Annotated in this window: 17 protein-coding genes, 1 other RNA gene and 2 pseudogenes; 14 read left to right on the top strand and 6 right to left on the bottom strand. The window is 59.1% G+C overall.

Features of this window, described 5'->3' with window-relative positions; genetic code table 11:
- The first annotated feature begins 90 nt into the window (after positions 1-90).
- From DXA70_RS10030 to DXA70_RS10015, 4 genes are read left to right on the top strand one after another with little or no spacing between them, the layout of a single operon-like run.
- Positions 91-1,578, top strand: coding sequence for an isopeptide-forming domain-containing fimbrial protein (locus DXA70_RS10030; RefSeq protein WP_128118398.1), 1,488 nt, complete (start codon positions 91-93; stop codon positions 1,576-1,578).
- Between the two features lie 48 nt (positions 1,579-1,626).
- Complete coding sequence (locus tag DXA70_RS10025) at positions 1,627-2,496, top strand: class C sortase (RefSeq protein WP_022256343.1); 870 nt, start codon at positions 1,627-1,629, stop codon at positions 2,494-2,496.
- On the top strand, positions 2,480-3,379 hold the full coding sequence (locus DXA70_RS10020; RefSeq protein ID WP_128118388.1) for a SpaA isopeptide-forming pilin-related protein: 900 nt from the start codon (positions 2,480-2,482) through the stop codon (positions 3,377-3,379). The genes DXA70_RS10025 and DXA70_RS10020 overlap by 17 nt, the downstream gene beginning before the upstream one ends.
- A gap of 3 nt (positions 3,380-3,382) precedes the next feature.
- Complete coding sequence (locus DXA70_RS10015; protein WP_128118387.1) at positions 3,383-4,009, top strand: sortase; 627 nt, start codon at positions 3,383-3,385, stop codon at positions 4,007-4,009.
- 101 nt (positions 4,010-4,110) lie between these two features.
- Here the strand turns inward: DXA70_RS10015 and DXA70_RS10010 are convergent, their stop codons facing one another.
- Together DXA70_RS10010 and pyk are read right to left on the bottom strand one after the other, a co-directional pair.
- Positions 4,111-4,563 carry an S-ribosylhomocysteine lyase gene (locus tag DXA70_RS10010; protein ID WP_128118386.1) on the bottom strand — a complete coding sequence of 151 codons (453 nt, stop codon included), beginning with the start codon at positions 4,561-4,563 and terminating at the stop codon, positions 4,111-4,113.
- Between the two features lie 30 nt (positions 4,564-4,593).
- The gene (pyk, locus tag DXA70_RS10005) at positions 4,594-6,351 is read right to left on the bottom strand and encodes a pyruvate kinase (RefSeq protein WP_128118385.1); all 1,758 of its coding nucleotides are present in this window, start codon (positions 6,349-6,351) and stop codon (positions 4,594-4,596) included.
- Between the two features lie 409 nt (positions 6,352-6,760).
- Between pyk and DXA70_RS10000 the strand changes: the two are divergent.
- Positions 6,761-7,938, top strand: a pseudogene (locus DXA70_RS10000) (phosphopentomutase).
- Between the two features lie 61 nt (positions 7,939-7,999).
- Here DXA70_RS10000 and DXA70_RS09995 read toward each other — a convergent pair.
- The 4 genes from DXA70_RS09995 to rnpB all read right to left on the bottom strand — a co-directional run bounded on the left by DXA70_RS09995 (position 8,000) and on the right by rnpB (position 12,598).
- The gene (locus tag DXA70_RS09995) at positions 8,000-9,739 is read right to left on the bottom strand and encodes an LCP family protein (protein ID WP_128118384.1); all 1,740 of its coding nucleotides are present in this window, start codon (positions 9,737-9,739) and stop codon (positions 8,000-8,002) included.
- 37 nt (positions 9,740-9,776) lie between these two features.
- Entirely contained in the window at positions 9,777-10,133 is a 357-nt protein-coding gene (locus DXA70_RS09990; protein WP_128118383.1) for a NusG domain II-containing protein, read from the bottom strand.
- A gap of 6 nt (positions 10,134-10,139) precedes the next feature.
- The gene (locus DXA70_RS09985) at positions 10,140-12,077 is read right to left on the bottom strand and encodes an NAD(+) synthase (RefSeq protein ID WP_128118382.1); all 1,938 of its coding nucleotides are present in this window, start codon (positions 12,075-12,077) and stop codon (positions 10,140-10,142) included.
- Between the two features lie 183 nt (positions 12,078-12,260).
- An RNA gene (gene rnpB, locus DXA70_RS09980) (RNase P RNA component class A) lies at positions 12,261-12,598 on the bottom strand.
- 100 nt (positions 12,599-12,698) lie between these two features.
- Here rnpB and DXA70_RS09975 point away from each other — a divergent pair.
- The 9 genes and pseudogenes from DXA70_RS09975 to DXA70_RS09935 form a co-directional block, all read left to right on the top strand.
- Complete coding sequence (locus DXA70_RS09975; RefSeq protein WP_022256496.1) at positions 12,699-13,604, top strand: RluA family pseudouridine synthase; 906 nt, start codon at positions 12,699-12,701, stop codon at positions 13,602-13,604.
- A 190-nt stretch (positions 13,605-13,794) separates the two neighbouring features.
- Complete coding sequence (locus DXA70_RS09970) at positions 13,795-15,687, top strand: M23 family metallopeptidase (RefSeq protein WP_243001292.1); 1,893 nt, start codon at positions 13,795-13,797, stop codon at positions 15,685-15,687.
- A gap of 23 nt (positions 15,688-15,710) precedes the next feature.
- Positions 15,711-16,429, top strand: a pseudogene (gene deoD / locus DXA70_RS09965) (purine-nucleoside phosphorylase).
- Between the two features lie 57 nt (positions 16,430-16,486).
- Positions 16,487-16,948: a cytidine deaminase gene (locus DXA70_RS09960; protein ID WP_128118381.1), complete on the top strand. Its 462-nt coding sequence runs from the start codon at positions 16,487-16,489 to the stop codon at positions 16,946-16,948.
- A 191-nt stretch (positions 16,949-17,139) separates the two neighbouring features.
- Positions 17,140-18,318 (top strand): BMP family ABC transporter substrate-binding protein, encoded by a 1,179-nt coding sequence (locus tag DXA70_RS09955; RefSeq protein ID WP_128118380.1) that lies wholly within the window; start codon positions 17,140-17,142, stop codon positions 18,316-18,318.
- Positions 18,319-18,551: 233 nt separating this feature from the next.
- On the top strand, positions 18,552-20,063 hold the full coding sequence (locus DXA70_RS09950; RefSeq protein ID WP_112148321.1) for an ABC transporter ATP-binding protein: 1,512 nt from the start codon (positions 18,552-18,554) through the stop codon (positions 20,061-20,063).
- Positions 20,064-20,332: 269 nt separating this feature from the next.
- Positions 20,333-21,229: an ABC transporter permease gene (locus DXA70_RS09945; protein ID WP_347553543.1), complete on the top strand. Its 897-nt coding sequence runs from the start codon at positions 20,333-20,335 to the stop codon at positions 21,227-21,229.
- A 1-nt stretch (position 21,230) separates the two neighbouring features.
- Complete coding sequence (locus tag DXA70_RS09940; RefSeq protein ID WP_128118379.1) at positions 21,231-22,148, top strand: ABC transporter permease; 918 nt, start codon at positions 21,231-21,233, stop codon at positions 22,146-22,148.
- Positions 22,149-22,289: 141 nt separating this feature from the next.
- The coding region (locus tag DXA70_RS09935; protein ID WP_128118378.1) for a thymidine phosphorylase at positions 22,290-23,219 on the top strand (930 nt) is incomplete at its 3' end.

Below are 23,219 nucleotides of genomic sequence, written 5' to 3'. Positions count from 1 at the left end.
CTCTGACCCCGGCAACAAACCGAACGTAGGAAAATAAATCCCCTCTCTGGCGTCTTCAGAGAGGGGACGTAAGAAAGGTAGTAAAGAAATATGAAAAGAGTAAAACGCGTGTTGGCGCTGCTTGCAGCATTTGCGTTGGTGCTGGCCATGGCCGTCCCGGCGCTTGCGGATGGAGCAAATCAGGGTACAATTTCTGTCCCGGCGGGAAGTAGTCATACATACAAGGTTTACCAGATTTTTACGGGTGATTATAGCAAGGGTAAGCTGTCTAATGTCAAGTGGGGCCAGAACAGTAAGAACCGTGGCGAGAGTGTCAATGTCGGCGATAAAGTTGGAGAGAACGTGTTAAATGAACTGGCTGCTGTTGTGAGTAGTTCGGATGCAGACAAACTTACGGTGATTAAAAAATACGCTGACCTAGACAACACGGCGTTTACGACTGTCACTCACAATAGTCCTGCCACGGTTGATCCTGGTTATTATCTATTTAAAGATACAACTGCAACCGCAGAGAATGAAGTTTACATTACGGAAGTGGTTGGTAATGTTACAATCAAAGCCAAAAACTCCAATGTTCCAGGTTTTGAGAAAAAACTGAAAGACACCAATGACACAGAGGGTACGACTACAGGTTGGCAGGATGTTGCAGACCATGATATTGGCGATGAAATCCCGTTCAAGCTGGAGGGTACGGTTCCGGATGACTATGCAGAGTATAGTAAATATTATTTTGCATTCCATGATAAAGAAGAACAAGGGCTGACGTTTAATAAAAATTCGGTTAAGGTTTATCTTGATGATAACGAGATCACAACCGGATTTGAGGTTAAAACTTCTAATTTTGCGCAGGGTGAAGATTGCACCTTTGAAGTCATTTTTAATGACCTGAAGCAGATTTCTGGAGTCCATGCAGGCAGTGTGATCCGTGTAGAGTATGCTTCTAAGCTGAATCAGAATGCAGTGATTGGTGGTAATGGTAACCTGAATAAGGCACAACTGGAATACTCTAATAACCCCAGAAGCGAGACGGACACAGACAGAACCGTTTGGGATAACGTTGTTGTCTTTACCTATAAGGTTGTTGTCAACAAGTATGCAAACTCTGTTGGAGAGAACAATAAATTGGAAGGTGCAGAATTTACTCTGACCAAAAAGCTGAAAGATGGCACAACGAAGAGCATTGCTGTTGTGAAGTCTGAGGGCGGCGTACAGTTTATTTTTAAAGGGCTTGACGATGGCCAGTATATCTTAACGGAAACCAAGACACCGGAGGGATATAATACGATTGCTCCGATTGAATTTACTGTTACAGCAAATCACGAGATCAGCTGGGATGGTGCAGGAAATCGTAGCGATCTTCTGACAAGTTTCTCTGGAACTGCAGCATCTGGTGAAATTACGTTCACCACTGATAAGGGTACTGGCGCACTGACGACGAATGTTATCAATAAGTCCGGTACAGTGCTGCCCTCCACTGGCGGCATGGGCACCACGGTCTTCTACGTCGTTGGCGGCGGCCTGATGGCTGTGGCTGTGGTCCTGCTGGTGACCAAGAAGCGGATGGAGAACAAGCGCTAAACCAAACCCCAAAGCAAAAAATATCCTGATAACATTAGGGAGTAGCCCATGAAAAAGAACCGCAGTACCATAATATTGATCCTGATCTTTCTCGTGGGTCTATCCGTGATGTTATATCCCACCGTCAGCGATTATGTCAACCAGCGCCACCAGTCCCGCGCGCTGGCCAGCTATGACGAGACGGTCAACGAGATGTCGGATGCGGACTATACCGCCTATTTTGAGGCGGCGGACGCCTACAACCAGCGGCTGGCGGCCACGCCCAATTCGTTCTTCACGCCGGAGCAGGTCTCCGGCTATGACGAGACGCTGGACGTCTCCGGCACGGGCATTATGGGGTATATCACCATCCCCAGGATCGGCGTGGAGCTGCCCGTCTACCACGGCACCAGCGATGGTGTTTTGCAGGTGGCGGCAGGCCATCTGGAGGGCAGCAGCCTCCCCGTGGGCGGGGCGGGCACCCATGCGGTCATCTCGGCCCACCGCGGCCTGCCCAGCGCCAAGCTGTTCACCAATCTGGACGAGCTGGAAGCGGGCGACACGTTCACCATCACCGTGCTGGACCGGGTGCTGACCTATGAGGTGGACCGGATCTCCATTGTCCTCCCCACCGAGACGGATCTATTACAGCCCGTAGAAGGGCAGGACTATGTTACCCTGATGACCTGCACGCCCTACGGCATCAATACCCACCGCCTGCTGGTGCGCGGCCACCGTGTCAACACGCGGGAGAGCCAAAAACATGTCCGTGTCACGGCGGACGCGACACGGATCGACCCCATCATCACGGCGCCTGTCATTGCCCTGCCCATGCTGGCAGTGCTGCTGATCTGGCTGCTGGTGACCACACGGAAGCGTCCGAAAGCAGGCAAACATGAGAAAACGACGAGAGGTGACCCCCATGAAACAAATTCGTAAACAGCTGGCGGCGCTGTTGCTGGCTGTGGCACTGGCGGCAGCGTGCGCGGCCCCGGCGTTTGCCGCCGCCACGGCCGCCAGCATTGAGCTCACCCGGAAAGGCAGCGTCACCGTGACCCTCCGGGATTCCGAGAGCGGGAGCGCGGTCTCGGGCGGCAAGCTGACCCTGTATCAGGTGGCCTCCATCAGTCGCCAAAATGGAAATTTAAGCTACGATTATACAAATGGTTTTGAAAATTGCGGCGTTTCCCTCGGCGATCTCTCGGAGAGCGACCTGGCCCGGACCCTGGACGACAAGCGCCCGGCCGACAGCAAAGGGGAGACGCTCACCGTGGATACCGATGGCAAGGCCGTCTTCTCACGGCTGCCGCTGGGCCTGTATCTCGTCGTCCAGAGCACGGCGTCCACCGGGTATGAGAAGATCAACCCGTTCCTGGTGTCGGTGCCGCTGGTGGAGGAGGACACCTACCTCTACGATGTGGACGCCCTGCCCAAGGTGGGCACGCTGACGCCCACCACACCGCCGGACGTGCCGGAAGAACCCGACAAGCCGGAGGAACCGGACAAACCCACGGAACCCGAGAAGCCCACCGAGCCGGAAAAACCGACCACGCCGGAAAAGCCGGACAAACCGGAGACTCCGGATATCCCCGAGGAACCGGGCAAGAACACCCCTCCGGGTGCCGACAACCCCGATGACTGGGTGCTGAACGGCCGCCCGGATAAGAACGCGGCTCCCAATCCGGGCAACCCGGACGACTGGGTGCTGAATGGCCGCCCGACCCTGCCCCAGACCGGCCAGCTGAACTGGCCCATCCCGGTGCTGACGGCGGCAGGCACCTGCCTCATTGCAGCGGGCATCCTGCTCCGCAAAAAACACTGAGCCATGCAGAAAAGACGACTTGGAACCATCCTCATCCTGCTGGGAGCGCTGCTGCTGGCCGGGGCGCTGGGCCTGCTGGGCTACAACCAGTGGGACAATGGCCGCGCTCAGAAAGCGGCGGCACAGGTGCTGGATCAGCTGGAAACGACGCTGGACGAGCAGGAGAACCATTTGCAGCTTCTGGTGCCCACCCAGGTGGACGACACCGACCGGGAGATGACGGTCACCGCCATTGATGGCTGGGATTACATCGGGTATCTCTCCATCCCGTCCATCGGGCTGGCCCTGCCTGTGATGAGCGAGTGGAGCTATCCGGGCCTCAAAATTGCCCCAGGGCGGTACGCGGGCTCGGTCTTCACGGACGATCTGGTCATCTGCGGCCACAACTATGCCCGGCATTTCAGTCCTGTCAAGCGGCTGGCGATAGGCACCACGGTGCAGTTTGTGGATATGGACGGCCGGGAGTGGGACTACACCGTCTCCAAAGTGGAGACCCTGCAGCCTACCCAGATCGAAGAGATGGTGGGCAAGGCGGACGGCGATGACTGGGATCTGACGCTCTTCACCTGTACCACCGGCGGCAGTGCCCGCTGCGCGGTGCGCTGTACCCGGGTGGAGACGGCTTCCTGAAGATTCCAAACCGGAATAATTTGTGTGAATATTACAAAAAAGGCACGCTCTCTTTTGGAGAACGTGCCTTTTCCGCATCTTATGTTAGGTTCCGGGGGAAATCAGTAGTGCAGCTGGTCAGCGGTCAGAGCTTCCAACACGGGCAGCATGGCGGCTGCTTCCGCCTTGGCCTTGGGCAGGTCCATGTCGCGGTAGTTGCCGCACTCCACTTCGCTGGCGCCGGGGACGGCACCCTCAAAAGCGGCCATGAAGCGGAACGAGTCCACGGTCAGGGCCAGCGCCTCGTCAGGGGTCAGGCCGCGGGTGACCAGATAGAAGCCCGTCCGGCAGCCCATGGGGCCGACGTAGATGACGCCGTCCTTGTAGGCGCTGTTCCGCGCATAGGTGGCAAACAGGTGCTCCAGCGTGTGGGCGGCACCCGTGGTCAGGTAATCGCCCTGATTGGGCTTTTTCATCCGGATGTCCCAGGTCAGCACATCGCCGTCCTGGCGGCTCAGGTACATGCCGCGGTCCAGTTTGGTGTGGTCCACGCAAAAGCTTGCGATCCGTTCCATTGCTACTTCCTCCCAATCTTTCCGATAAAATCAGGCCTGCAGGCGCTGCACGCTGCCGCGCGCGCAGTCCACGGCCACCATCAGGCCATCGCGGATGTGGGAAGTGGCCCCGGCGGCACCCACGATGGTAGGTTTGAGCAGAGCCTTGCCGGCAATGGCAGCATGGCTATTCAGGCCTGGCTCCTCGACCACGATGGCGGCGGCGTCACGGACGTAGCTCAGCATCTCGTTGGAGGTGGAGGGCACGACCAGCACCATGCCGGGCTTGAACTTTGCCCGCAGCTCGTCCAGGTTGTGGCAGACGCAGGCCTTGCCGGTGGCGTTGGCCAGGGCAGAGCCCTCAGGGCCGATGCCCACGCCGGTAGCCAGGCAGTTGCCGATCATGTGGATCTTGATCATGTTGGTGGTGCCGGACACGCCCACGGGGACGCCGGCGGTGACAACAGCCAGCTCGCCGTCGTGCAGGTAGCCGTTCTCCTTGGCCAGGTTGGTGGACATCTCGATCAGCTCATCGGTGCTGTGGGCCAGAGGCATCATCAGCGGGGTGATGCCCCAGGAGATGGCCAGCTGACGCTGCACCTGCTCGTTCATGACGCAGGCAATGATGGGCTGTGCGGGGCGGTACTTGCTCAGCAGGCGGGCGGTGTTGCCGGACTCGGACACCGTGACGATGGCGGAAGCGTTGACGTCCTTGGCGGTCAGGCAGGCAGCGTGCGCGGTTGCGTCGCTGACGCTGATCTGGCCGTTGCTGGCATCCACCAGACGGTTGTCGCGGTAGTGCACCTCGTTCTCGGTGCGCTCGGCAATGGCGGACATGGTCTTGAGGGCCTCCACGGGGTAAGCGCCTGCAGCGGTCTCACCGGAAAGCATGATGGCAGAGGTGCCGTCGTAGATGGCGTTTGCCACGTCAGAGATCTCGGCACGGGTGGGCCGGGGGTTGACCATCATGCTGTCCAGCATCTGGGTAGCCGTGACAATGGGCTTGCCAAAGGAGAACGAGCGGTCGATGACGCTCTTCTGGATGCCGGGCAGCTCGGTGAAGTCGATCTCAACGCCCAGGTCGCCACGGGCGACCATGACGGCGTCGGCGGCGGCCAGGATGCTGTCGATGTTGTTCACGCCCTCGCGGTTCTCGATCTTGGCAATGATGCGGATGTTGGAGTCGTACTCGTTCAGCAGGTTGCGGATGTCGTACACGTCCTGTGCGGTGCGCACGAAAGAAGCCGCGATGAAATCAAAGCCCTGCTGCACGCCGAAGATGATGTCGTCGCGGTCGCGCTGGCTCAGGTACGGCATGGAGAGGTGGACGCCGGGCACGTTGACGCCCTTTTTGTTTTTGATCTTGCCGCTGTTCAGCACCTCGCAGGTGATGTCGGTGTCGGTCACGTTGGTGATGCGCAGCTTAATGAGGCCGTCGTCCAGCATGATGGTGCCGCCCTCGTGCACATCCTGGGGCAGGTCCTTGTAGGTGATGGAGCAGATCTCCTTGGTGCCCTCCACCTCACGGGTGGTCAGGGTAAAGGTCTGGCCTGCTTCCAGCATCTCCACGCCGTTCTTGAACTCTTTCAGGCGGATCTCGGGGCCCTTGGTGTCCAGCAGAGCAGCCACGGGCTTGCCCAGCTCGGCACGGATGGCTTTCAGGTTGTCCAGGCGGCCCTTGTGCTCCTCATGGGAGCCGTGGGAAAAGTTGAAACGGGCCACGTTCATGCCGTTGGCGACCAGCTCGCGCAGCACGCCGTCCTTATCGGTGGACGGGCCCAGGGTGCAGATGATCTTTGTTTTTCTCATATAAAGTACCTCCAACTACGTCTCTTCAAATTTCACTCTATCACACAGCGGAAACTACATCCTCCCGCTGCTTCTGGCAGAGCCAAGCTGCCAGGGAAAACGCTTGATGGTTTGTTTGTTCAAAACCCCACCACCTTATATTATAAACACTTGGATACAATAGAGCAAGAAAAATATTTGCTAAGAAACCCTTAAGATTTTATACCAACCGCCAAAATCGGTTGAGTGGTCGGGTTTGGCCCCTTAAATTCGCTGAATCCATGTCCGAGTGCACGATACTGCAACAAAAGGCTTGCACAAACAGCCAACTGCGCCTATAATAGAACTAAGAAAAAGTCTCACTTTTTGGGGTGCATGGTGCCCCGGGAGCAGGGACCCGAATTTTGAAAAAACGGAGGAACCACTGCAAATGGAAAAGCGTGTTTTTCTGATCGTTCTCGACAGCTTTGGCATTGGCGCGGAGCCGGACGCCCCCGCCTTTGGCGACGCGGGCACCAACACCCTGGGCGCGATTGCCAAGCACCCCAACTTCCACTGCCCCAACCTGCAAAAGCTGGGCCTGTTCAACATTGACGGCGTGACGGCAGGGGAGAAGAGCCCCGCCCCCGAGGGTGCCTTTGCCCGCCTGCAGGAGCAGAGCATGGGCAAGGACACCACCATCGGCCACTGGGAGATCGCCGGTGTGGTCAGCCCCAAGCCGCTGCCCACGTTCCCGGAGGCTTCCCCGATGCCCTCATCCAGGAGTTTGAGGAGAAGACCGGCCACAAAGTGCTCTGCAACAAGCCCTATTCCGGCACCCAGGTGCTAAAAGATTACGGCGAACAGGCCATGAAAGAGAATGCCCTCATCGTGTACACCAGTGCCGACAGTGTGTTCCAGGTGGCCGCCAACGAGGAGCTGGTGCCGGTGCACGAGCTCTACCGTTACTGCGAGATCGCCCGTGAGATGCTGAAAGGGGAATACGGCGTGGGCCGTGTCATCGCCCGGCCGTTCCTGGGCCACACGGCCGATACGTTCTACCGCACCACCAACCGCCACGACCTGAGCCTCAAGCCGCCCCGCAAGACCATGCTCGACCTGCTGAAAGACGCCGGCAAGGACGTCATCGCGGTGGGCAAGATCTTTGATATCTTTGATGGAGAGGGCGTCACTGAAAAAATCAAGACCACGGGCAACACCAATGGCATTGCCTTTACCAAGGCCCTGCAGACCCGTGATTTCGAGGGCCTGGCGTTCGTCAACCTGGTGGACTTTGATATGCTCTACGGCCACCGCCGCGACGTGGCGGGTTACGCTGCCGCCGCCACCGAGTTTGACCACTTCCTGGCCGACTTCATCCCCGGGATGCGGGAGGACGACCTGCTGATGGTCACCGCCGATCACGGCTGCGACCCCTCTTACACCAAGACCACCGACCACACCCGTGAGTATGTGCCCTACCTCATCTGCGGCAAGGGCGTCAAGCCCGGCGTGGATCTGGGCACCAAGCTCTGCTTTGGCACCATCGCCCACACCATCTGCGATTACCTCGGTGTGGACGCTTCCAGCCTGGACGGCCAGAGCGTGCTGCCGGAGATTTTGAAGTAAGCTGATTCGAGAAAAGCAAGACCCCCGTTCCAATGGAACGGGGGTCTTGTGATATCCGGGTTTATGCAGCGTCGCTGGCTGCGTTGGTGTCGGTGCTTTCCGAAGAGCTGGAGGAGCCAAACAGAGCATCCAGCACCGTGGAAGCGGCCTGATGCAGGGAGGAGGCCGCCTGCTCCAGCTGTTCCTGACTGGGCATGGAGATGGCGGGGCTTTCGCCGCCCGTCTCGCCGCCCTGCGCAGGCTGGGCTTCGGATTCTGCCGGTGCTTCCGTGGAAGCGCTCTGCTCACTATCCGCCGGGGTCTCCGGGGTGGTTTCCCCATCGGCGGGAGTCTCTTCCGGGACACTCTCGGCGGGTTCTTCGACGATCACGCTGTCCGGGGCCTCCTCCGGCACGGAGACAGCCGCGTTGGGGTCTGCCGTCGGGGTGTAGACGTCGGTCTTCTCCGGGGTCTGGCTGGTGCTGGTCAGCTTGTCTTCCCCGCCCAGCACAGCCGCGATGAGGGCTTTTGCCTCGTTGACGGAGTTTTCATCCGGTTTCATGACATAGAGGCTCTGGCCCTTGGCGGAGTAGCACTTGGTGCTCTTGGCACTGGTACCGGTCACGCTGTAGCTCTGGATATCCCAGCTGGACAGGTCGCTCAGCTGCATCCGGACCAGGGCCGAGATCTGCTCCTGGGACAGGCTGGTCACAAAGCAGTCCGCCATTGCATCCATCAGCTTGGAAAAGCTCATGAGCAGGGCCGGGGACTTGAGTTTTTCCACCATGGCGTCAATGACTTTCATCTGGTTGATGCCGCGCTGGATATCGCCGTTCTTAAAGGCGTGGCGCTCCCGGGCAAAGGCCAGGGCGGATTTGCCGTCCAGATGGTTCCAGCCCTCGGCAAAGGTGGTGGGGTCATAGTAGCCGGGGCTGCCCACCGAGGTGAACGCCTGGTCGGAGTAGACATCCACGCCGCCGATCGCGTCGATGATGCGGATGAAGCCTGCAAAGTTGATGCGGATGTAGTGTTCCACATTCACACCGTAGAGGTTGCCCAGCGTCGCCATGCTGGTCTCCACGCCGTACAGGCCGGCATGGGTCAGCTTATCCTTGCTGTCGGTGCCCGCCAGGTCTACATAGTAGTCACGCGGGGTGTTGATGAGAGCCGCCTGCTTGGTCTCCGGGTTGACCACCGCCAGAATGTTCACGTCGCTGCGGGCGTTTTCGGTCAGCTCACCGCGGTTGTCCACGCCGCTGAGGTAGACCACGAACGGCTCTTTGGTGATCTTATTGGCTTCCGCGCCGGTGATGAGGCCGGAGGTGACATTATCCAGTGCGGCAAGGCCCTGCTGTGCCCAGACACAGCCCACGGCCAGCCCGGCGCAGAGGAAGAGGGAGAACACCCGGGACACAGCGCCCGGGGTCTTGTACTCCTGGCAGCGCTTGACCAGCAGCCAGAGCAGCACCAGCAGTGCCGTGATGAGGATGAGATACAGCGCGGGCAGCATCTGGGTGCGCCACAGCTGCACCAGAGCGCCGACACTTAAAATTGCCTGTAATACCAGCAAAATAACGCCTCGTTTCGGGGTCGATTCGCCCGGAATGGTCATCTTGTGCTCCCGGGGAGGCTCCGGTGCCTTGTGGGAGGGGGGATTGTTCCGGGGCGGTTTGGGCGGCGGAGACTGGGGCTGGGGCACCTCCGGCGCAAAGAACGCCGAGCTGTCCACCTCAATGGTCTTGTCGTCCTCGTGCCGCGCGCCCCGGCGGATGTGCCGGGAAGTATCGTCCGGGTGGGAGGAACGGTCATTTTCATCGAACATGAGAATACTCTCCTTTGACAGTGTGCCTGGCCATGGGTCAGGACACGGGAACAATGGTCAGCACGGCGCGGGCCGGCAGACAGGTCGCGGTCTGGTCTTCTTCCCGCAGCCAGCCGTAATGCTCACAGATGTGGTCCGGGCAGGGGGAGTCCACAAAGCGGGCGGCTCCGTCCTGCACCTGAATGTGCACGGTCAGGTAGCCGGTGTCCACATCGTAGGTGGCATCCTTGGTCAGCGGGATATCCAGCACCGTGTTGGCGTCGCCGTAGGTCAGGGCAGCGGCTAAGGTCGCTGCACCCGTGCGGTGGGCGGCCCGCCAGGCAAACCACCCGCCTGCGATTCCAAGAACCACGACGGCAAAGATCAGATTGATGAGAAGCTGTTTGTGTTTCATGAACTGTTATCCAATGTTGTCGTTGAGCGGAATCTGCTCCAGTTCGGCCAGCCAGAGAGCAGCTGCCGCGTCGCTGGGCATCCGCCAGTCGCCGCGAGGCGAGAGGGTCACACTGCCCACCTTGGGGCCGTCCGGCAGGCAGCTGCGCTTGAACTGCTGGGCAAAGAACCGCCAGTAGAAGTTGCGCAGCCACTTGTACAGCACGCTGTCCGGGTACTCGGCACGGCCTGCAAAGGCGGCCTTTGCCAGCCGGAAAATCTTGGCCGGGCCAAAGCCGAAGCGGAGCACATGGTAGAGGTAGAAATCATGGAGCTCATAGGGGCCAACCAGATCTTCCGTCTTCTGCGCGATCTCGCCGTTGTCCTTGGCGGGGAGCAGCTCCGGGGAGACCGGCGTGTCCAGAATGTCCAGCAGCACGGTCTTGAGCGCTTCGGAGGCGGCAATGTCAGCCTCGTACTGCACCAGATGGCGCACCAGCGTTTTGGGCACGCCCGCGTTGACGCCGTACATGCTCATGTGGTCACCGTTGTAGGTGGCCCAGCCCAGGGCCAGCTCGGAGAGGTCGCCGGTGCCCACCACGAGGCCGCCGGTACGGTTGGCAAGGTCCATCAGCTCCAGAGTGCGGACGCGGGCCTGACCGTTTTCAAAGGTCACGTCCAGTACGTTCTCGTCCTGCCCGATGTCGGCAAAATGGCTGTGGACGGTATTGGCAATGTCAATCTCCTGGAACGAGACGTTCAGCTCGTCGCACAGAATCTCGGCATTGCTGCGGGTGCGGTGAGTGGTGCCGAAGCAGGGCATGGTCACGGCCCGCACGTCGGTGGTGGGGCGGCCCAGCTGCTTCATGGCACGCACGGCCACCAGCAGGGCCAGGCAGCTGTCCAACCCGCCCGAAATGCCGATGACGGCGGTCTTGGCGTGGGCATGATCCAGCCGCTTGGCAAGGCCGTCAGCCTGCATTTTCAAAATCAGCTCACAACGCTCGGCCCGCAGCTGCTGGTTGTGGGGCACGAACGGGGTGGGGTCCACCCAGCGGGTCAGCACCGTCTCAGTGAGGGGCAGGCTGAACTCCACCGTGGTGTAGCCGTCTGCCGCGGGCTCAAAGCTGGTGTTGCGGGCCCGCTCACTCTCCATCCGCTGGCAGTCCAGCTCGGTCTCGGCGTAACCGCCCGCAAAAGGCTTCGCTTCAGAGAGGAGAGTGCCGTTCTCGGCAATGAGGTCATGGCCGGCAAACACCATGTCCTGGGTGCTCTCACCGTGGCCGGCAGAGGCGTAGAGGTAGCCGCAGAGCAGGCGGGCGGACTGGTTGGACACCAGTGCCCGGCGGTACTCGGCTTTGCCCACCGTCTCATCGCTGGCCGAAAGGTTGGCGATGACGGTGGCCCCGGCCAGCGCGTGGAACGTGGAGGGCGGCAGAGCGCTCCACAGATCCTCACAGATCTCCACGCCCAGCACAAAGCTGGGCATTTCGCGGCAGCGGAAGAGCAGGGAGGTGCCAAAGGGCACCTGCTGGCCGCAGACGGCAATCATTTCCACTTCGGTGCTGCCCGGGGTGAACTGGCGCTTTTCGTAAAATTCGCCGTAGTTGGGCAGGTAGGTCTTGGGCACCAGGCCCAGCAGCTGGCCCTTGCAGAGGACAGCGGCGCAGTTGTACAGTTTGCCCCGTACCAGCAGCGGCAGACCCACCAGAGCCACCACGTCCAGCTCTTTGCTGGCGTCCAGAACGCTCTGCAGCCCGGTCAGCGCTCCCTGCTGGAGGGTGCGCTGCAAAAACAGGTCGCCGCAGGTGTAGCCCGTGAGGCAGAACTCAGGGAAGACCGCCAGTTTGACGCCCCGGCCCGCGGCCTCGCGCAGCTGGGCGATGATCTGTTGGGTGTTATACACGCAGTCCGCCACCCGCAGGGCGGGGGAAAGGGCTGCGGCTTTCAAAAAACCATCTTTCATCGGAGGATTTCACATCCTGTCTGTTTTGATCAAAAACCAAGGAGCAGGGCCCCGGGTTCGTGCTCATAGTATACCACAATCTGCCCCAAACGAAAAGTAACAGTTGGGAAACAGGCGGAAAAACTTGCAAAAACAAAAAGAGCCGCCGCGTTGCCGCGGCAGCCCCCAAAGCCATAAAAGTGGAAAACGAGATAGACCGTAAGCCGGGTTCTGTATTAAACGACGATCTGTCTAGACCTGCCATTGCTGACAGGTTCGTGCCGCCTTCGGGACACGCGAGCAGCGCTATCCGTCCCATATAGGCGTTGCTTCCGGTAGGGTTTACAAAGCCGCATGGTCACCCATGCGCTGGTGAGCTCTTACCTCGCCGTTTCATCCTTACCGCATTGCTGCGGCGGTTTGTTTTCTGTTGCACTTTCCCTAAGGTCACCCTCGGCTGCCGTTAGCAGTTACCGTGCTCTGTGAGGCCCGGACTTTCCTCAGAGCGGTCAAAGCCGCCCCGCCGCCGTATGTTCCACTCGTTTTCCGCTCCCTATAGTACCATAAAAAAACAAGATTTGCAAGCGATGCGGAATTTTGGTATACTATCCTTATCTTTGAGCTTGGAAAGGGGCGGGCAGGATGAAGCTGTATTTCCCGGTGCCGCCGCAGGCGGATGGCGTGCTGCTGCGCAATTTTCTGCGCCGCTGTGCCGTTTCCACCGAGCTGGCCCGGGCCGTGAAATTCCACGGTAGCGGCTTTTTTGCCGATGGCCAGCCCATCCTGGCAAACCGCCGCCTCGCCGCCGGGCAGATGCTCTCGTTTGAACTGCCTGCCGATGGTGAGGGTGTGGCCCCGCAGCCGGAGATCCCGGTACAGGTCGTCCACGAGGACGCTTTTGCCCTCCTGCTGGAAAAGCCGCCCCGCCTGGCCGTGCATCCCACCCTGAACTACCCGCTGGACACGCTGGCCAACGGCTATGCGGCCTGGGCGGCGGCACAGGGGAGGAGCACGGTCTTCCGGCCCGTCAACCGCATTGATAAGGACACCAGCGGCCTGGTGCTGGCGGCGCGGAACAGCTACGCCGCCCCGCTGCTGGCCCAGGGCGTGGAAAAGCTCTACTATGCCATTGTGGAGGGGGAACTGCCTCTCGGCCCCGGCGTTATCGACGCCCCCATCGGGCGGCAGGGCGACAGTATCATCGGGCGGTGCGTGACCCCCGAGGGAAAGCCCAGCCGCACGGAGTATACCATATTAAAAGCAAAGAATGGCCTCAGCCTGGCGGCCTGTGTCCCGGTAACGGGGCGGACCCACCAGATCCGGGTCCACTTTGCCTCTCTGGGCCACCCGCTGGCCGGGGATGACCTCTACGGCGGCCACCGGGAGCGCGTCGGGCGGCAGGCGCTCCACTGTGCAAAACAGACATACACGATCCCGGCCTATACACCGATGCCGGACGGGATCGTGATCGACTGGGAAGCACCCCGACAGCGGATCACGGTGGAAAGCCCGCTCCCGGCGGATCTACAGGCCCTTTTGACGGATTGAGACGCGAGAATTTGTATATTTCGTGAAAAGTCCGTGAAAGCTCCCGCCAAATTCTGTGATAATGCTTGTTTCGGTGCGGGCGGAGTGTATAATAAAAGAAAGATAAACTGATGTACTGTGCCGTTTTGAAACTTTGCGGCGCGGTTTTACTGACTGGAAAGAAACTGGAATCCGGAAGGAGCATCCTTTTTTGCTGGACGAAAAAACAACAGAACCGCAGCAGGAGATGCCGTCGGCCCCCAAACCGACGGCCCGGCGCGGGGAGAAGCTGCGCTCGCTCTGGGCGCGGCTGCAGTGTGTGCATCTGCTGCGGAGACATCGGTTCCGCCGAAAAACGCAGCACCATATGAACAATGTTTCCCAGAAAATGCGGGCCACCCCCATGGTGCAGACCGTGGGCGAGGGCCTGTACGCTCTGGGCTTTTCGACGGAATATGCCATCGTCCGCGCCGGGCGGCGGGTCCGCGCGGCAGCCCTGTGGGTGGCGGCCTGGTTTGCAGCGCTGGCCCATGACCTGATGGTCACGGCGTTCCCCGGTGCAGCACAGGTGCTCAAGGACCTGTTTGGCCCCATCGTCCTCTTTGTGCGGGGCTGCGGGGCGCTGCTGGTTCATGCCCACCGGATTCATCAGGAAAAAGGCCTTGGCGCGGCCCTGCAGGCCAGTGTACATTTCTTCACAAACGGCATCCGGCGCAATGTGAAGCTGCTGCCCCGCATGGCCATGTACATCCTGCCGCTCTGCGCGCTGGCTGTCTGGGTGGCCGTGTTCAACCACATGGTGTATCAGCCCTATGCGCTGGCGGTGCAGGTCAACGGCCAGACCGTGGGCTATGTGGCCAACGAGACGGTCTTTAACCTGGCCCGCGAGGACGTACAGCAGCGGATCAATTACTCCGGTACGGAGAAAAAAGAGTGGACCATTGAGCCGACCTACACCATCTCGGTGGGGCACACGGTGATGGATGAAAACGAGATGGCCAACGCCATCCTCAGCAGCGCCAGCGATGAGATCAGCACAGGCACGGCCCTGTATCTGGACGGCGAGCTGACCGCCGTCTGCGCCGACGGCAGCAGCCTGCGCGGCTACATCAGCAGCCTGCTGGAGCCCTACGAGGATCAGGAAAACTCCAACGTGACCGTCGGGTTCAACAAGTCCGTCGATCTGGAAGAGGGCATCTACTTTAACGAGAGCTTCATGGATTTTCAGGACGTCGTGAACAAGCTGTCCGGTGTCCAGCAGGCGGAGAAAATCTACAAAGTCCAGGCAGGCGATACCCTGTGGGCCATTGCCCAGAAGAACGACCTGACCTTTAAAGAGCTCTGCGCCCTGAACACGAATTTCAAGGGCGCGCCCCTGACGGAGACCTCCAATATCCAGGAGGGAGACGAGCTCATCGTCACCAAAGAGGAGGCGACTCTCGAAGTCCGGATCACCAAGGTCGAGACCCGGCAGGAGGAGATCCCCTACAGCACCGAGACCACCGAGTCCAGAGACCTGAACAAGGGCGTGACCCGGACGACCCAGGAGGGTGAGAACGGCCTGCGGAACGTGACGATGCGGAATGTCTACGACACCAACGGCGCCCTGCTGGAACAGACGATCCTTTCCACCGAGACCATCAAGGAGCCGGTGAACAAGAAAGTGGTGGTGGGCACCAAGAAAGCTTCCACCGGCGGTGCCAAGTACATTACGGGCAGCGGCAGGTTCCTCTGGCCTGTCCCCAACTATAAATACTGTTCCCGCTGGTACAGCAGCGGCCACAAGGGCGTGGATATCTGCGCGGCAGCAGGCACGCCCATCTATGCCACGGCTTCCGGCACGGTCACCAAGGCGGGTTATGAGCGCGCCGGCGCGGGCAGGGGCTACGGCTACTCGGTCATCATCAGCCACGGCAGCGGGTACACCTCGGTGTATGCACACTGCCTGTCCCTGACCGTCCACGCGGGCCAGAGCGTCAAGCAGGGCCAGCTCATCGGCTATGTGGGCAGCACGGGCCGCTCCAGTGGCAACCACTGCCACTTTGAAATCCGGCTCAATGGTTCGTATATTCCTCCCCAGAGTATCTTCCCGGGGAAAAAATAACATCATAAAAAGGAGAATGCACTATGTCTACCCCGCACATCAGCGCCGAGAAAGGCGATTTTGCAAAACCGTCCTGATGCCCGGCGATCCCCTGCGCGCCAAGTTCATTGCAGACACGTTCCTGAAAGATGTCCGGCAGGTGACCGGGGTCCGTGGGATGCTGGGCTTTACGGGCACCTATGAGGGCCGCCCCATCAGCGTGATGGGCAGCGGCATGGGAATGCCCTCCATCGGCATCTATTCCTATGAGCTGTTCAAGTTCTACGATGTGGACAACATCATCCGCATCGGCTCCGCAGGCAGCTATACCGAGAAAGCCAAGCTGTTTGATACCGTGCTGGCCACCGGTGCCGTGAGCGAGTCCAACTACGCCCGGGTCCAGAGCGGCTTTGAGGGCGACATCACCCAGCCCAGCCAGAGCCTGAACGACAAGCTCCGCGCTTCGGCTGCCAAGCAGGGCATCCCCCTCATCGAGGGCAACATCCACTCCTCGGATGTGTTCTACCGCCAGCCCTCCGACGCAAAGCCCACCTACTGGGAAAAGCTGCGGGATGAGCGCGGCTGCCTCTGCGTGGAGATGGAAAGCTTTGCCCTGTTTGCCAACGCGCAGGTGCTGGGCAAAAACGCTGCCTGCCTGCTGACCATCTCGGACAGCTTCGTCTCGCCGGAGATCACCACCGCCGAGCAGCGCCAGAAGAGTTTTACCGATATGATGAAAGTGGCTCTGGGCGCGGAGTACTAAAAAGAAAGTTGGCGCGGCGGGGGACTGCCGCGCTGTTTTTAACGGGAGGAAAATACCATGACGAAACTGACTCTCGAAGAAAAGCAGGAGCTCATCCGGATGGCCCTTGCGGCCAGGGAGAGGGCTTACGTGCCTTACAGCGACTTTATGGTGGGTGCCGCGTTGCGGGCCGAGGATGGCCGTGTCTTTACCGGCTGCAATGTGGAGAATGCCGCCTTTACCCCCACCAGCTGCGCCGAGCGCACCGCGCTGTTCAAAGCCGTGAGCGAGGGCGTGACCAAATTTACGGACATCGCCGTGGTAGGCTCCCGCCGGGGCGAGATCAATCAGCAGATCACCTCGCCCTGCGGCGTCTGCCGTCAGGCACTGTTTGAGTTTGGCGGCCCGGAGCTGAACGTCATCATGGCCAAAACGCCGGATGATTTCATGGAGCGCAGCATGGACGAGCTGCTGCCCTTTGGGTTCGGTCCCTCCAATGTGGCGGGTAATCAGGCCGTAGAGGACGAAAAAGAAGACTGAAATGCCGCGAAAGTAAAAGAAAAGTGGTACTGTTGCATGAATTCTACAAAAATATTGTAAAGGTTTTGTAATCAGAAATCGCTTGCATCTGTCATCACTTCCCGCTATACTTGAGCCAGTAAATGTGCAAGTGTGCGCATTTCGCAAACAAAACGCAGAATTGAATTCAAAATAAAAGGAGAGTTTTCATTATGATGATTTCTCGTCGTAACTTCCTGGCAGTGGCTGGTGTGGCCGCTGTTGCTACCGCTCTGACCGCTTGTGGTGGTTCTTCTTCCACCTCCACCAGCACCGCTTCCTCCGCTGCAGCTTCTTCCGCTGCTTCCACCGCTGAGGGTGGCGACAACAAGATCGTCAAGGTCGCACTGACCTGCGATACCGGCACGATCGATGACGAGAGCTTCAACCAGGCTTGCTGGACTGCTGTCTCCGGCTACATGGGCGATGATTGCCAGTACTACATCCCCGAGGCTGACGCTTCCGATGAGGACCGTGAGACCATGATCCGCCAGGCTGTCAACGACGGTGCTGACGTCATCGTCTGCGTTGGTTACCTGTACGGCGCTTCTCTGGCATGGGCTGCTGACCAGTACCCCGATGTCAAGTTCATCGCCATCGACGTCACCCAGGGCGATATCGGCACCGACAGCGTCCCCGCAAACTGCTACTGCATCACCTTTAAAGAGGAGCAGGCAGGCTACCTGGCAGGCTACGCCATCGCCAAGGACGGCAAGACCAAGCTGGGCTTCCTGGGCGGCATGGCTGTTCCCGCGGTTATCCGTTACGGCTACGGCTTCGTGCAGGGCGCTGACGCTGCTGCTCAGGAGCTGGGCACCAACATCGACATCAACTACTTCTACGGCGGCCAGTTCTACGGCGATGCAAACATCACCTCCCGTATGGAGGGCTGGTACTCCAATGGTACTCAGGTGGTCTTTGCCTGCGGCGGCGGCATCTACACCTCTGCTGTGGAAGCTGCTCTGAAAGACAACGGCTACGTCATCGGTGTTGACGTTGACCAGAACTACATTGGTGTCAATGGCGTGGCTGACGGCTCCTTTGCTTACAACCCGTTCATCACCTCTGCCATGAAGGGCCTGACCGAGGCTGTCAACACCGCTCTGTCTGATATCGAGGCAGGCGAGTGGGGCGAGATCGCTGCTTCCAACGGCAACTTTGGCCTGGAGGACGGCGATTACATCGGCCTGCCCACTGCTGAGGACAGCTGGAACTTCGAGACCTTTACCGTCGATGAGTACGAGGCTGTCAAGGAGAAGATCAAGAGCGGTGAGATCGTGGTCGATAACAACTCCGACGACGCTACCAAGCCCACCGTCAGCGAGTTCACCACGGTCAACTACATCCAGTAATGGCAAAACGCGGCACAGGCTGCATTTTAAGAGCAGGACGCTTCCCAAAGAGCGCCCTGCTCTTTTTGTGTATAATGCACAAAAGTGATACTTATATTGCAACATTCCGATAAAAATTCAAAAAGAAGTGTGCAAAACGGAAGAAATACGGTATAATTGACACTAGAATAGTATCGGTGTCGCTATGGCACGAAAGGAGAGTGAGCAGATTGGCAGAGGACTTTGTGATCGAGATGCTCCATATTACCAAGGAATTCCCTGGCATTAAGGCGAACGATGATATCACCCTGCAGCTGCGTAAAGGTGAGGTACACGCCCTGCTTGGCGAGAACGGTGCAGGCAAGAGCACGCTGATGAGCGTGCTGTTCGGCCTGTATCAGCCGGAACAAGGCAAGATCCTCAAAAATGGCAAGGAGGTCGCCATCCGGAACCCCAACGACGCGAATGCGCTTGGCATCGGCATGGTGCACCAGCACTTCAAGCTGGTGGAGTGCTTCAGCGTGCTGGACAATATCATCCTGGGCGTGGAGCCCAACAAGATGGGCTTTTTGCAGAAAGCCGAGGCCCGCAAAAAGGTCATGGCCCTGAGCGAGAAGTACGGCCTGCGGGTGGACCCGGACGCCCTCATCAGCGACATTTCCGTTGGAATGCAGCAGCGCGTGGAGATCTTGAAAATGCTCTACCGCGACAATGAGATCCTGATCTTCGACGAGCCCACGGCTGTTCTGACGCCGCAGGAGATCGACGAGCTCATGGAGATCATGCGCGGGTTCAAGAAAGAGGGCAAATCCATCCTCTTCATCACCCACAAGCTCAACGAGATCATGGCGGTGGCAGACCGCTGCACCGTCCTGCGCAAGGGCAAGTATATGGGCACTGTGGAGATCAAGGACACCACCAAGGAAGAGCTTTCCCGCATGATGGTGGGCCGTGATGTCCAGCTTCAGGTCGAGAAAAAGCCTGCCAACCCCGGCAAGGCGGTGCTGGACGTGAAGAACGTGACCATGCACAACAGCCAGAGCAAGAAAGACTCCGTCAAGAATGTTTCGTTCCAGGTGCACGGCGGCGAGATCGTCTGCCTGGCGGGCATTGAGGGCAACGGCCAGACCGAGTTCATCTACGGCCTGACCGGCCTGGAAAAACTGTCCAGCGGCACCATTACGCTGGACGGCAAGGATATCACCCGTGAATCCATCCGCCAGCGCTCCAAGGACGGCATGAGCCATATCCCCGAAGACCGCCACAAGCATGGCCTGGTGCTGGATTACAGCCTGGAGAACAACATGGTGCTCCAGCGTTACTGGCAGCCGGAGTTCCAGAAAGGCGGCTTCATCCAAAAAGAGAAAGTGCGGGAGTACTCCGATAAACTGATCGCGCAGTACGACGTCCGCAGCGGCCAGGGCAGCTCCACCATCGTGCGCAGCATGTCCGGCGGCAACCAGCAGAAAGCCATCATTGCCCGCGAGATCGACAAAGACCCCAAGCTGCTGGTGGCGGTGCAGCCCACCCGCGGCCTGGACGTCGGCGCCATTGAATACATCCACCGGCAGATCGTGGCCGAGCGCGATAAGGGCAAGGCCGTGTTGCTGGTCAGCCTGGAGCTGGACGAAGTGATGAACCTCTCCGACCGCATCCTTGTCATGTACGAGGGTGAGATCGTAGGCGAATTTGATCCCAAGACCACCACTGTCCAGGAGCTGGGCCTGTATATGGCTGGTGCCCGCAAGCAGGGGAAAGGGGAGTAAACAGGAATGAACAAGAAAAAACTTTCCCACAGCGGGCTGCAGAGCTCGGTCACGAGCGTCATGGCAGCATTGCTGTGCATCATCATTGGTATGGCAGTCGGTTTCCTCGTGCTGCTGGCCATCAACCCGGCCCACGCATGGGGCGACGGCTTTGTCCGCATCATCAAGGGCGGCTTCCATGATGCCCCCTATGGCGTCGGCAAGGAGCTGGCCAACGCGGCGCCTCTGATCATGACCGGCCTTTCCGTCGCTTCGCCTTTAAGACGGGCCTGTTCAACATCGGCGCTTCCGGCCAGTACACGCTTGGTGCCTTTGGTGCCCTGTACTGCGCCATCATGCTCAAGCTGCCCTGGTTCGTCTGCCTGCTGGTGGCTACCATCCTGGGCGGCATCTGGGGCGCTATTCCGGGCTTCTTCAAGGCCTACTTCAACATCAACGAGGTCATCACCTCCATCATGTTCAACTGGATCGGCCTTTACCTCGTCAATGAACTCATCTACCAGAACGGCACCGGCCCCATGTACGATGTGCGCAACACCCGTACCCTGAACCTGGGCAAGAGCGCGGAGCTGTCCAAGGCATTGATCCCGGACTTTGGCCTGAACAAGATGTTCCAGACCAACAGCACCACCATTGCCATCTTCCTGGCGGCAGCCGTGGCGGTCCTGATCTGGGTCATCCTGAACAAGACCACCTTTGGCTATGAGCTCAAGGCGGTCGGCCTGAACAAGAGCGCGGCCCGCTATGCCGGTATCAACGAGAAGAAGAACATCATCCTCTCCATGGCCATCGCAGGTGCGCTGGCCGGTTTCGGCGCAGGCCTGTATTACCTCTCCAACGTGTCCCAGTGGAACCCGCTGAACTCCACCAGCCTCCCGGCCATGGGCTTCAACGGTATCTCGGTGGCGCTGCTGGCAAGTTCCAACCCCATCGGTACCATTTTCTCTGCCCTGTTCATCTCTCACATCTCGGTCGGCGGCTCGTTCCTTTCCACCAAGTATTACCCCACCGAGATCTCGGACCTCATCAGCGGCATCATCATCTATCTGTGCGCATTCTCCATGCTGTTCCGCGGCAAGATCCACGCCCTGCTGTTCAAGAACGCGGATAAGACCAACGTGAACGCAGAGCCTGCCCCTGCAGAAAACAAAAAGGAGGGCAAGTGATATGCTGCTTCTGATCAAATATACCCTGCTGTATGGCATCGTGCTGATGCTGGTCGCTCTGGGCGGCATGTTCAGTGAGCACTCCGGCATCATCAACATCGCGCTGGAAGGCATCATGGTCATCGGCGGTGTGGCGGGTGTCCTCACCCTGACCATGCTCCCGGCGAGCCTGCCCTCCTGGCTCATCGTGGTCATCGCCGTGGTGGTGGCCGCGCTGGCAGGCGTGATCTACAGCCTGCTGCTGGCCTTTGCTTCCATCAACCTGAAAGCGGACCAGACCATCGGCGGCACGGCCCTGAACCTGCTGGCTACCGCCGTGGCCGTCGTCATTGCCAAAAACTTCAGCGACAGCGGCAGCGCCAAGCTGAACTACTCCAACAAGCCGTTCCTGTTCAGCATCGGCAAGCTGGAACTGAGCATCTTTGTGCCGCTGGGCATTATCCTGCTCGTCATCAGCTATATCGTGCTGTATAAGACCCGCTTCGGCCTGCGTCTGCGTGCCTGCGGCGAGCATCCCCAGGCTGCGGATTCCGTGGGCATCAACGTGTACAAGATGCGCTATGCAGGTGTCATGATCTCCGGTGCACTGGGTGCCATCGGCGGCCTGGCCTATATCGTGCCTCCGGTCCAGACCTGGAACTTTGAGGTCGGTGTGGCAGGTGCAGGCTTCCTGGCCATGGCCGTTATGATCTTCGGCCAGTGGAAGCCGTTCAACATCTGCGGCGCGGCCATGTTCTTTGCCGTGTTCAAGAGTCTGGCAAACATTGCGGACTCCACGTTCCTGGCACAGTTCCACTGGTCCAGCAACATCTACAACATGATGCCGTTCATCGCCTCGATGATCATTCTGGCATTTACCTCCAAGAACAGCATGGCCCCCAAGGCCGAGGGTATCCCCTACGACAAGGGTTCCCGCTGATCGGATTTTTACAAGGGCGCAGCTGCTGCAAGGGCGGCTGCGCCTTTTGTGCTTGAATCTGAGAAAAACGGTTGAATTTATAGAAAATTTTGTTATAATAAACTAAAAAAGTCGTACTTTTAAAACAAGGAGCGTGACGTTATGCGTATTTATGATCTGATCGCAAAAAAGCGTGATGGCGGCACCCATACCCGGGAAGAGCTGGAAGCCATTGTCAACGGCTTTGTCAGCGGCGAGGTAGCCGATTACCAGATGGCGGCCTGGATGATGGCCGTCTACCTGCGCGGCATGACCGATGAAGAAACGGCAGAGCTGACCGATGTGATGGCCCACAGCGGCGTCATGGTCGATCTTTCGCCCATCCCCGGCATCAAGGTGGACAAGCACTCCACCGGCGGCGTGGGCGATAAGACCACCTTGGTCATTGCACCTATCGTGGCAGCCTGCGGGGTCAAGATCGCTAAGATGAGCGGCCGTGGTCTGGGCCATACCGGCGGCACCATTGATAAGATGGAGAGCGTGCCCGGCACCCGGACAGCCCTGACCCAGGAGGAATTCTTTGCGCAGGTGAACAAGATCGGCCTCTCGGTCATCGGTCAGAGCGAGGGCATCGCCGTGGCGGATAAAAAGATGTACGCCCTGCGGGACGTGACCGCCACCGTCAGCTGCATCCCCCTCATCGCCTCCAGCATCATGTCCAAAAAGCTGGCTTCCGGCTCGGACGCCATCCTGCTGGATGTCACCACCGGCACGGGCGCGTTCATGAAGACCGTGGACCAGAGCATTGAGCTGGCCAAGCTGATGGTCTCCATTGGCACCCACCATGGCCGCCATGTGGCCGCCATGATCACCGATATGGACACCCCGCTGGGCCATAACATCGGCAACAGCTTGGAAGTGATGGAGAGCATGGACGTGCTTAAGGGCAAGGGCCCGGCCGACCTGACCGAGGTCTGCCTCCAGCTGGCCACCAATATGCTGGTGCTGGCTGATAAGGGCACCCCGGCGGAATGCCGCGCCATGGCTGAGGCTGTCATCGCGGACGGCTCCGCCTTTGAAAAGTGCAAGCAG

Source organism: Faecalibacterium sp. OF04-11AC, from assembly GCF_003460645.1.
GTDB classification, from domain to species: domain Bacteria; phylum Bacillota; class Clostridia; order Oscillospirales; family Ruminococcaceae; genus Faecalibacterium; species Faecalibacterium prausnitzii_I.
This window is presented reverse-complemented; position numbering and strand designations above follow the sequence as displayed.